The organism is Streptomyces sp. NPDC005899, from assembly GCF_040629645.1.
Lineage (GTDB): Bacteria > Actinomycetota > Actinomycetes > Streptomycetales > Streptomycetaceae > Streptomyces.
The window spans coordinates 19305-29992 of the sequence record NZ_JBEXWB010000043.1 but is presented as its reverse complement, the minus strand read 5'-3'; the positions used below and the strand labels follow the sequence as shown (position 1 = coordinate 29992).

The window sequence follows — 10688 nt, the reverse complement described above, 5'->3', positions numbered from 1 at the left end:
CCGGCCCCCGTGAGCGGGGCCGGGGCAGCGTGCTGTGGTGCGCAGGGAGCGCAATGCTGTGTGCGGCAGCACTGTGCGTGCGCCGGAGCGCGGTCAGACGAGCGAGCCGCCCGGGAGTTCCACCTTGGCGCCGAGCTTCTCGAGCTTGTCCATGAAGTTCTCGTAGCCCCGGTTGATCAGGTCGATACCGTGCACGCGGGACGTGCCCTGGGCCGCCAGCGCGGCGATCAGGTACGAGAACCCGCCCCGCAGGTCCGGGATGACCAGGTCGGCGCCCTGGAGCTTCGTCGGCCCCGACACGACCGCGGAGTGGAGGAAGTTCCGCTGCCCGAAGCGGCAGTCGGAGCCCCCGAGGCACTCGCGGTAGAGCTGGATGTGCGCACCCATCTGGTTGAGCGCCGAGGTGAAGCCGAGGCGGGACTCGTACACCGTCTCGTGGACGATGGACAGGCCCGCGGCCTGCGTCAGGGCCACCACCAGGGGCTGCTGCCAGTCGGTCTGGAAGCCGGGGTGGACGTCCGTCTCCAGGGCGATGGCGTTCAGCGCGCCGCCCGGGTGCCAGAAGCGGATGCCCTCGTCGTCGATCTCGAAGGCGCCCCCGACCCGCCGGAAGGTGTTGAGGAAGGTCATCATCGAACGCTGCTGGGCACCGCGCACGTAGATGTTGCCCTCGGTCGCCAGCGCGGCCGACGCCCAGGAGGCGGCCTCCAGGCGGTCCGGGATCGCCCGGTGGGTGTACCCGTCGAGGCGGTCGACACCCGTGATCCGGATGGTCCGGTCGGTGTCCATGGAGATGATCGCGCCCATCTTCTGCAGTACGCAGATGAGGTCCTCGATCTCCGGCTCGACGGCGGCGTTGGACAGCTCGGTGACGCCCTCGGCGAGGACGGCGGTCAGCAGCACCTGCTCGGTGGAGCCCACCGACGGGTACGGCAGCCTGATCTTCGTACCGCGCAGTCGCTGCGGGGCCTCCAGGTACTGGCCGTCGGCCCGCTTCTCGATGGTCGCGCCGAACTGCCGCAGGACCTCGAAGTGGAAGTCGATCGGCCGGCCGCCGATGTCGCAGCCGCCCAGCCCCGGGATGAAGGCGTGGCCCAGGCGGTGCAGCAACGGGCCGCAGAAGAGGATCGGAATGCGCGACGAGCCCGCGTGCGCGTCGATGTCGGCGACGTTCGCGCTCTCGACGTGCGACGGGTCGAGGATGAGTTCGCCCGGTTCGTCACCGGGGCGGACGGTCACGCCGTGCAGCTGCAGCAGTCCCCGGACCACCCGCACATCGCGGATGTCGGGCACGTTGCGGAGCCGGCTGGGCCCGCTGCCGAGCAGCGCGGCGACCATCGCCTTCGGCACCAGGTTCTTGGCGCCTCGGACGCGGATCTCGCCCTCCAGCGGGGTGCCGCCGTGGACAAGCAGGACATCGTCTGTGCCGGTCATGTATCTCGCGTTCCGGAGTGGTCGGACAGGGGGCCTCCGAAGAGGGTAATGGGCCCCTACCCCCCTTCCGTAAGTCACAGGGGGGTGTACGAACGTCATGGATCCGCCACAACACGTTCCGCTCCCGTCATCTTGCGGAGTGTTACCGTCCGCACGGCGGCTCCCGCGGCGCCCGTACGTGCGTTTCCCGCGCGCCCGTGCGGCGGAACGGGCACCCTGAGCTGCGCGCGCGTCCGGGGCGGGGCCGGGCGGCGGCGTACGGTTCCCGCGGAGGGCGCACATGCGGGATCATCTCTGCCATGACCGAGGTGTCCTCGCTCACAGGGCGGCTGCTCGTGGCCGCACCCGCCCTGGCGGATCCGAACTTCGACCGGGCCGTGGTGCTGCTCCTCGACCACGACGAGGAGGGCTCGCTCGGCGTGGTCCTGAACCGCCCGACCCCGGTCGGCGTCGGCGACATCCTCGCGCCGTGGGCCGGCCTGACCGGTGAGCCCGGCGTGGTCTTCCAGGGAGGCCCCGTGTCGCTCGACTCCGCGCTGGGCGTGGCGGTCATCCCCGGTGACGAGGGCCCCCTCGGCTGGCGGCGGGTGCACGGGGCGATCGGCCTGGTGGACCTGGAAGCGCCCCCGGAACTGCTCGCCGCGGCGCTCGGCTCCCTGCGGATCTTCGCCGGGTACGCGGGCTGGGGCCCGGGCCAGCTGGAGGCGGAGCTGACGGACGGCGCCTGGTACGTGGTCGAGTCGGAGCCCGGTGACGTGTCGTCGCCGCGCCCGGAAAGCCTCTGGCGGGCCGTCCTGCGGCGTCAGCGCAGCGAACTGGCGATGATCGCGACGTATCCGGACGACCCTTCGCTGAACTGACGGCCGGAGCTTTCAGTACGCTTGGCAGTTATGAGCACTCTTGAGCCCGAGCGCGGGGCAGGGACGGGCACCCTCGTAGAGCCGACGCCGCAGGTGTCGAACGGCGACGGCGACCACGAGCGCTACGCCCATTACGTCCAGAAGGACAAGATCATGGCGAGTGCCCTGGAGGGCACTCCCGTGGTGGCACTGTGCGGGAAGGTCTGGGTCCCGGGGCGCGACCCCAAGAAGTACCCGGTATGTCCCATGTGCAAGGAGATCTACGAGTCCATGGGCGCCGGAGGCGACAAGGACAAGGGCAAGGGCGGCAAGGACGGCAACAAGAAGTAGTCCGCACCTGTTGTCACCGTCCGGGCCGTGACCCCCGGGGCGCGCAGTCGTACGCGCGCCCCGGGGGTCTTCTCATGTCCGGGCACCGGTGAGCCCGGAGGGCCGGCGTTGCGCGGAGCGCTCCGGCTGGTCACAGAGTGGTTGAGACCACTTGTCCGGTTGCGGGCGCGCCCTTACTCTCCTGCCAGTTGTGCAGAACGAAACGCACGTTGCGTATGTTGCAACGACTGACCGGTAGGGGTTCCGGATGAAGCTTTCTGCCCGAATTGCCGCCCCGGCCGCGGCTCTTGTGCTGGCCGGCCTCACCGCCACCGCCTGCGCGCCGCAGACCTCCGGCTCCGGGGCCGGAACGGACGAGAAGAGCGGGACGCTCCGCGTCTGGCTCTTCCAGGAAGTCGGGAACAAGCCCAAGGCGAAGGTCGTGGACGCCGCGGTCGCCGCCTTCGAGAAGTCCCACGAGGGCGCGGAGGTCGAGGTCGAGTACATACCGGTCGACACCCGCGCCCAGCGCATCAAGGCGGCCTTCAACGACCCGAAGAGCGCCCCCGACCTCATCGAGTACGGCAACACGGACACCGCCGGATACGTGAAGGACGGCGGACTGGCCGACATCAGCAAGGAGTTCGCCGCCTGGGACGAGGCCAAGGACACCGACCCGACCGCCAAGCAGTCCGTCACGGTCGGCGGCCAGGTCTACGGGGCGCCCCTCTTCGTCGGCGTGCGCGCGCTGTACTACCGCACCGACGTCTTCGAGGAACTCGGCATCCGGCCTCCCAAGTCCATGGACGAGCTGGCCGCCACCGCCAGGAAGGTCCACAAGGCGAAACCCGAGCTCTACGGCCTCGCCGTCGGCGGGGCGTACACCTACGGCGCGATGCCCTTCATCTGGGCGCACGGTGGGGAACTGGCTAAGGAGACCGGGGTGACCTACACGTCGGCCGTCAACAGCGAGAAGGCGCGGGCGGGCATCGAGGCATACACCTCGCTGTTCGGCGACGACAACTGCCCCGCCGCCAAATGCGCGGCCATGGGCGGGAACGCGACCGTCACCGCCTTCGCCTCCGGCAAGGCGGCCATGGCCATAGGCGGCGACTTCAGCCACGCGGCCGTGGAGGCGGGCACGGTGAAGGACGCGTACGCGGTCGTGCCACTGCCCGGGGTCGAGAAGGGTTCCATCGCACCGGCCTTCGCGGGCGGGAACAACATCGGCGTGCTCAGGAGCACGTCGCACCGCACCCTCGCGATCGACCTGATGAAGTCGCTGACCGGCAAGAAGACACAGGCCGCCATGTTCGACGCCATGGGCTTCCTGCCGACCTACACCGACGTACGGGCCGAGGTCGCCGAGAAGGAGCCCTTCGTCGGCCCCTTCGTCGCCACGCTCGGCGCGGGCGCCGAGTTCGTCCCGGCCTCCCCGGCCTGGGGGCAGATCGACGCCTCGCTGGTCCTTCCCACGATGTTCCAGGAGATCGTCAGCGGCCGTAAGGACGTGGCCACCGCCTCGGACGACGCGGCGAAGAAGATGGACGCGGCGTTCGCCGACGCGGGCTGACCATGACCGCGAACACGACGGTGCACAAGGCACCCGAGACGACCCGGGCGGGCGGCGCGCCCGCCCGGGCGCCCCACCGACGCTCGGCCTCCCCGGCACGGCGCTCCGGCTGGACGCCCTGGCTGTACCTCCTGCCCGCCCTCGTGCTGCTCGGCGGGCTCCTCGTCTACCCGATCTACCAGCTGGGCCTGATCTCCTTCCTGGAGTACACCCAGGCCCAGGTCAGCGGCGGCGAACCGACCACCTTCAAGGGCCTGGGCAACTACGCGGCACTCTTCGGCGACAGCCAGTTCTGGCAGGTGCTCCTGGCCACCGTGCTGTTCGCCGCGGCCTGCGTGCTCGCCACCCTGTTCGTCGGATGCGCGCTCGCCGTCCTGCTCACCCGGATCCGGGCGCTGCCCCGGCTCGCCCTCATGATGGCCGCCCTCGGAGCGTGGGCGACCCCGGCGATCACCGGGTCGACCGTGTGGGTCTTCCTCTTCGACCCCGACTTCGGGCCGGTCAACAAGGTGCTGGGCCTCGGCGACTTCTCCTGGACGTACGGGCGCTACAGCGCGTTCGCCCTGGTGCTCCTGGAAGTGCTCTGGTGCTCGTTCCCGTTCGTGATGGTGACCGTGTACGCCGGCATCCGCGCGATACCCGCCGAGGTGCTGGAGGCGGCCTCACTGGACGGGGCCTCGCAGTGGCGGATCTGGCGGTCGGTCATGGCACCGATGCTGCGGCCGATCCTGATCGTCGTCACCATCCAGTCGGTCATCTGGGACTTCAAGGTCTTCACCCAGATCTACGTCATGACCAACGGCGGCGGCATCGCCGGCCAGAACCTGGTGCTCAACGTGTACGCGTACCAGAAAGCCTTCGCGTCCTCGCAGTACAGCCTCGGATCGGCCATCGGCGTCGTGATGCTCGTGATCCTGCTGGCCGTGACGCTGGTGTACCTGCGCCTGGTGCGGCGTCAGGGGGAGGAACTGTGAGCACGACCGTGAGGACACCCGCCGGCGCACCCGCCGGCCCGCCGGCGCGCCGGCCCGCGCCGAGGACCGCCTTCCGCGTCCGCAGGCCCGGCAGGCTCGCGGCGGAGGCGGCGGCCCTCGTCATCGCCGCCGCGGTCGCCTTCCCGCTGTACTGGATGGTGCTCTCCGCGCTCAAGCCGGCGGGCGAGATCCAGTCCACGCAGGCCCGCCCCTGGACGCTTGCCCCGTCCCTCGACTCGTTCCGCCGGGTCTTCGAACAGCAGGACTTCGCCCGATACTTCCTCAACAGCCTGGTCGTCGCGGGCACGGTCGTCATCGCCTCCGCGCTGATCGCCTTCCTCGCGGCCACGGCCGTCACCCGGTTCCGCTTCAGGTTCCGCACCACCCTGCTGATCATGTTCCTCGTGGCGCAGATGGTGCCGGTCGAGGCGCTCACCATCCCGCTGTTCTTCCTCATGCGGGATTTCGGGCAGCTGAACACCCTCGGCTCGCTGATCCTGCCCCACCTCGCCTTCTCGCTGCCGTTCGCGATCTGGATGCTGCGCGGATTCGTCAAGGCCGTTCCCGACGCGCTGGAGGAGGCCGCCTACATCGACGGGGCGAGCCGCACCCGTTTCCTGTGGCAGATCCTGTTCCCGCTCGTCTTCCCGGGTCTCGTGGCCACCAGCGTGTTCTCCTTCATCTCGACGTGGAACGACTTCCTCTTCGCCAAGTCGTTCATCATCAGCGACACCTCCCAGTCGACGCTGCCCATGGCGCTGCTGGTCTTCTTCAAACCCGACGAGAACGACTGGGGAGGGATCATGGCCGCCTCGACGGTGATGACGATTCCCGTGCTGGTCTTCTTCGTACTCGTACAGCGCCGCCTGGTCTCCGGACTGGGCGGGGCGGTAAAGGACTGACGTGGACAACCTCATTCCGGCGCCCGTGCGCGCCGGGGCCGCCGCCCCGGGCACGTTCGCCCTGGACCGGGCCACCACCCTCACGGCGGGCAGCGGCACCGGGACCACCGCGCGCTGGCTGCGCACCACCCTCGGCGCCGCGTTCGGCCTCCCGCTCGCCCCGGGGAGCGACGGCACCGGGAACACCGTCCACCTGCGCATCGACCCCGCCAAGGACCCCGAGGGCTACCGGCTGACCGTCACGCCCGACGCGGGCGTGCAGATCACGGGAGGCAGCGCCGCGGGCGTCTTCTGGGGCGCGCAGACGCTCCGTCAGCTCCTGGGCCCCCAGGCGTTCCGCCGCGCGCCCGTGGGTTCCGCCGCTCCGCGGGTCCCCTGCGCGGACATCGAGGACAGCCCGCGCTTCCCCTGGCGCGGCCTGATGCTCGACGTGGCACGGCACTTCATGCCGAAGGACGACGTCCTGCGCTACCTCGACCTCATGGCCGCCCACAAACTCAACGTCTTCCACTTCCACCTCACCGACGACCAGGGCTGGCGCATCGAGATCAGGCGTCATCCGCGGCTCACCGGGACCGGCGCCTGGCGCGCGCGCAGCAAGTACGGGCACCGTGCCTCCGAGCTGTGGGACGACACCCCGCACGGCGGTTTCTACACGCAGGACGACATCCGGGAAATCGTCGCGTACGCCGCCGAGCGGCATATCCGGGTCGTCCCCGAAATCGACATCCCGGGGCACTCGCAGGCCGCGATCAGCGCATATCCGGAACTGGGCAACACCGACGTCATCGACACCTCCACCCTTTCCGTGTGGGACACCTGGGGCATCAGTCCGAACGTACTCGCGCCCACTGACAACACGCTCCGCTTCTTCGAAGGGGTATTCGAGGAACTGCTCGAACTCTTCCCCGCCGCCACCTCCCCGTTCATCCACGTCGGCGGTGACGAGTGCCTCAAGGACCAGTGGGCGCGGTCGCCGGCCGCCCAGGCCCGGATGACCGAACTGGGCCTCGCCGACGAGGACGAGTTGCAGTCCTGGTTCATCCGGCACTTCGACGCCTGGCTCACCGCCCGCGGCCGCCGGCTCATCGGCTGGGACGAGATCCTGGAGGGCGGCCTCGCCGAGGGCGCCGCGGTGTCGTCGTGGCGGGGGTACGCGGGTGGCGTCGCGGCCGCCGAGGCGGGGCACGACGTGGTGATGTGCCCCGAACAGCAGGTCTACCTGGACCACCGTCAGGACGCCGGCCCCGACGAGCCGATGCCCATCGGCTACGTACGCACCCTGGAGGACGTCTACCGCTTCGAACCGGTGCCCCGGGGACTCTCGGAGCAGGCGGCCGCCCACGTCCTCGGCACCCAGGCCAACGTCTGGACCGAGGTCATGCAGAACAGGGCGCGCGTCGACTACCAGGTCTTCCCGCGGCTCGCGGCCCTCGCCGAGGTCGCCTGGTCCCCCCTCCCGGCGCCCGGGGAGCGGGACTTCGCCGGCTTCGAGCACCGCATGGCGGAGCACTACGCCCGGCTGGACGCCCTGGGGGTCGGCTACCGGCCGCCGGGCGGCCCCCTGCCGTGGCAACGGCGTCCGGGCGTCCTGGGTCGCCCGATCGAGGGACCGCCCCCGCAGGTGTGAACCGTCCCGCGCCCCGCCCCGGCGAGGCGCACCCCGTGTCCGGGGACTCCCCGGTCCGCGCGCGCCCACCCTGTCGAGCACAGGGCGGGCGCGCGAACGTCACGGGCGGACCCGGGCACCGGACAAGACGCGTGAACGCACCGAAGAGTGGCAATGCGCGCACCGGGCAGAAGGTATCCCAAAGGTGGTGTACCCCCTGGTGGGGGACGGATGCGCCCTTCGCGGACCCTCGCGCCGGTCCGCACGGAAGATGTGCCAGAGTTGCCACGTCCCGGCCGTGAGCACGTACCGTACGGCGGACAGGCGGGACTGCCGGGACACCGGGAAGGGGCAGCTGGGTTGACCACGCACGCACCGCAGGCGATGCGGTCGGTGACGCTCCCGGCCTCGCTCGACGAGGCCGTGGCGGCTCTCGGCGCCATGCCCGCCGCCGTCCCCGTGGCCGGGGGCACGGACCTCATGGCGGCCGTCAACAAGGGCCTCCTGCGGCCCTCGGGACTGGTCGGCCTGGGCCGCATCAGCGAACTGCGCGGCTGGCACTACCAGGACGGCCACGCCCTCCTCGGGGCCGGCCTCACCCACGCCCGCATGGGCCGGCCCGACTTCGCCGCCCTCATCCCGGCGCTGGCCGCGTCCGCGCGCGCCGCGGGCCCGCCCCAGATCCGCAACGCCGGAACACTCGGCGGCAACATCGCCACCGCGGCCCCGACCGGCGACGCCCTGCCGGTGCTGGCGGCCCTGGAGGCCGACCTGGTCATCGCGGGACCCGGCGGAGCCCGGCGCGAGATCCCCGTCTCGCACCTGCTGGCCGGCCGCGAGATGCTCGAACCCGCCGAACTGATCGGCTTCGTCCGCGTACCGCTCCTGCACGCTCCCCAGGTGTTCCTCAAGGCCACCGGCCGCACCGGCCCCGGGCGGGCCACCGCCTCCGTGGCGATCGTCCTGGACCCGGCGCGGCGCGGTGTGCGCTGCGCGGTCGGCGCGATCGCCCCCATGCCGCTGAGGCCCCTGGAGGCCGAACGCTGGATCGCCTCCCTGATCGACTGGGACGGCGAACGCGGCCTGGCCCCCGACGCGCTGGCCGCCTTCGGCGAGTACGTCGCCGCGGCCTGCATCCCGGACCAGGCCCCACCGGACGACGGGGGAGAGGCGCCACCGCTGCCTCCCGCCGTACTGCACCTGCGGCGCACGGTCGCCGCGCTCGCCCGACGCGCACTGGGGAGGGCACTGTCGTGAGCAACGAGGAGAACCCCGAGCAGCCGCACGGGCAGCCCGACCCGTACGCCGGCTGGGAACCCACCCCGCAGGGTGGCGAGTACGACGCGGAGGCGACCGCCTTCGTCCACCTGCCTCCGGAGGACCTGGCGAACCTCGGCGGCGTCCCCCTGGCCGCTCCCGGGCACAGCTACGTCCCGCCGATGATCCTTCCGCTGACCCCCGCCGCGGGGCTGGACCCCGCGGCGACCGGCAGCTGGGTCGTCCAGACGCCGGGCCGGCAGGACCGCGCGGACGCCGGGCACCCGGAGCCGGCACCGGAAGCGGTCCACTGGCCCGACCCGAACAGCACGCACGGGGCGTACCAGGAGCAGCACCCGGACACCTCGCAGTACGGGCAGACGTCGTCCACGACGGCGCAGTGGCACTTCTCCGGGGCCGAGTCCGCCGCACCGTCCCCCGAGCCGGTCCCCGAACCCCTCGGTCACACCGGGCAGTGGACGATCCCGGTCGCGGACGGCGACCTCCCGGAGGAGTCCGGCGAGTACGCGGCCTCGGCGACGGCGTCGCAGTGGTACGCGGACGCGCCCCCGGCCACGCTGCCGGGCGGCGCCCCCGCGCCGTGGGCCGCACCGGAGCCGGCGCCCGCCCCGCAGGAGCCCGCGGCCGCCGCCGGGCACGGGTTCCCCGGCCCGGCGGAGCAGGAGGCCGGAGAGCCGGAGGCGGCCGGGGCTGACGTGCCCGGATCCGGCACGGCCGGAGACACCTCCGGTGAGGACCCCGACGGCACGCGCGGATACGAGCCCGACGTCCCGGGCGGCCCCGAGGACCCCGTCACCGCGAGCACCTGGGACGCCTCGGCGAGCCACGGGGACCCCTTCACGGCGAGCACCCGGGACGCCTCCGCGGAAGCCGCCGACGAAGCCTCCGAAGAATCCGTCGAGGAAACGGCCGAGGGAGTCTCCGCGGTGCCGGCCGACGAGGCATTCGCGGCACCGGTCGGGGGAGCCCCGGCGGAACACGGCGGAGCCGGTACCCCCGGTGACGCCCCGGAGCCCGCAGCAGCCCCGGGGGAAGCCCCCACGGACGCCGCTGAGGCACCCGCGCCCCCGGAGAGCGGCGACGACGCCTCCGGGACGCCGGACGCGGTGCCCGGCACACCTGCCACCCCCGCTCCCGCACTCATCGACGTACCCAGCGAGCACCCGGCGGCGTCGTACGTCCTCCACGTGAACGGCGTGGACCGGCCCGTCGCCGACGCCTGGATCGGCGAGTCGCTGCTCTACGTCCTCCGCGAGCGCCTCGGCCTCGCCGGGGCGAAGGACGGCTGCTCGCAGGGCGAATGCGGGGCGTGCAACGTCCAGGTCGACGGCCGGCTCGTCGCCTCCTGCCTCGTCCCCGCGGCCACCGCGGCCGGCAGCGAGGTCCGCACGGTCGAAGGCCTGGCGGTGGACGGGGAACCCTCCGACGTCCAGCGGGCCCTGGCCGACTGCGGAGCGGTCCAGTGCGGCTTCTGCATCCCGGGGATGGCCATGACCGTCCACGACCTCCTGGAGGGCAACCACGCCCCCACCGAGCTGGAGACGCGGCAGGCCCTCTGCGGCAACCTCTGCCGCTGCTCCGGCTACAGGGGCGTGCTCGACGCCGTACGCGAGGTCGTCGCGGGCCGGGAGGCGACCGCGGAGGCGGCATCCGCCGACGACGAACCCCGCATCCCGCACCAGGCGGCCCCCGGTGCGGGCGGCGTCCAGCACCACGCCCACGAGGGAGACCCCCGGTGAACACCGCGTC

General features: G+C 72.1%; 9 protein-coding genes. 8 read left to right on the top strand and 1 reads right to left on the bottom strand.

Going from position 1 to position 10688, the window contains the following annotated elements; all coding sequences use genetic code 11:
- Positions 1-93 precede the first annotated feature (93 nt).
- Positions 94-1434: a UDP-N-acetylglucosamine 1-carboxyvinyltransferase gene (gene murA / locus ABZ371_RS08595; protein ID WP_014155976.1), complete on the bottom strand. Its 1341-nt coding sequence runs from the start codon at positions 1432-1434 to the stop codon at positions 94-96.
- A 299-nt stretch (positions 1435-1733) separates the two neighbouring features.
- Between murA and ABZ371_RS08590 the strand changes: the two genes are divergently transcribed.
- From ABZ371_RS08590 to ABZ371_RS08555, 8 genes are all read left to right on the top strand, one after another.
- Positions 1734-2294 (top strand): YqgE/AlgH family protein, encoded by a 561-nt coding sequence (locus ABZ371_RS08590; protein WP_358675407.1) that lies wholly within the window; start codon positions 1734-1736, stop codon positions 2292-2294.
- A gap of 30 nt (positions 2295-2324) precedes the next feature.
- Complete coding sequence (locus tag ABZ371_RS08585) at positions 2325-2624, top strand: DUF3039 domain-containing protein (protein WP_358675404.1); 300 nt, start codon at positions 2325-2327, stop codon at positions 2622-2624.
- 247 nt (positions 2625-2871) lie between these two features.
- On the top strand, positions 2872-4176 hold the full coding sequence (locus ABZ371_RS08580) for an extracellular solute-binding protein (protein WP_358675401.1): 1305 nt from the start codon (positions 2872-2874) through the stop codon (positions 4174-4176).
- 2 nt (positions 4177-4178) lie between these two features.
- Positions 4179-5150: a sugar ABC transporter permease gene (locus tag ABZ371_RS08575; RefSeq protein WP_358675398.1), complete on the top strand. Its 972-nt coding sequence runs from the start codon at positions 4179-4181 to the stop codon at positions 5148-5150.
- A complete protein-coding gene (locus tag ABZ371_RS08570; RefSeq protein ID WP_358675396.1) occupies positions 5147-6052 on the top strand; it encodes a carbohydrate ABC transporter permease in 906 nt (301 codons plus the stop codon). The genes ABZ371_RS08575 and ABZ371_RS08570 overlap by 4 nt, the downstream gene beginning before the upstream one ends.
- A gap of 1 nt (position 6053) precedes the next feature.
- Positions 6054-7682 carry a beta-N-acetylhexosaminidase gene (locus ABZ371_RS08565; RefSeq protein WP_358675393.1) on the top strand — a complete coding sequence of 543 codons (1629 nt, stop codon included), beginning with the start codon at positions 6054-6056 and terminating at the stop codon, positions 7680-7682.
- 339 nt (positions 7683-8021) lie between these two features.
- On the top strand, positions 8022-8918 hold the full coding sequence (locus tag ABZ371_RS08560) for an FAD binding domain-containing protein (protein ID WP_358675390.1): 897 nt from the start codon (positions 8022-8024) through the stop codon (positions 8916-8918).
- Positions 8915-10678: a 2Fe-2S iron-sulfur cluster-binding protein gene (locus ABZ371_RS08555; RefSeq protein ID WP_358675387.1), complete on the top strand. Its 1764-nt coding sequence runs from the start codon at positions 8915-8917 to the stop codon at positions 10676-10678. Before ABZ371_RS08560 ends, ABZ371_RS08555 begins: the two co-directional genes overlap by 4 nt.
- Positions 10679-10688: the final 10 nt, after the last annotated feature.

Bases quoted from the DNA above. Each gene is read 5' to 3' on its own strand.
- murA (WP_014155976.1), bottom strand. From the start codon at position 1,434: ATGACCGGCACAGACGATGTCCTGCTTGTCCACGGCGGCACCCCGCTG.
- ABZ371_RS08590 (WP_358675407.1), top strand. From the start codon at position 1,734: ATGACCGAGGTGTCCTCGCTCACAGGGCGGCTGCTCGTGGCCGCACCC.
- ABZ371_RS08585 (WP_358675404.1), top strand. From the start codon at position 2,325: ATGAGCACTCTTGAGCCCGAGCGCGGGGCAGGGACGGGCACCCTCGTA.
- ABZ371_RS08580 (WP_358675401.1), top strand. From the start codon at position 2,872: ATGAAGCTTTCTGCCCGAATTGCCGCCCCGGCCGCGGCTCTTGTGCTG.
- ABZ371_RS08575 (WP_358675398.1), top strand. From the start codon at position 4,179: ATGACCGCGAACACGACGGTGCACAAGGCACCCGAGACGACCCGGGCG.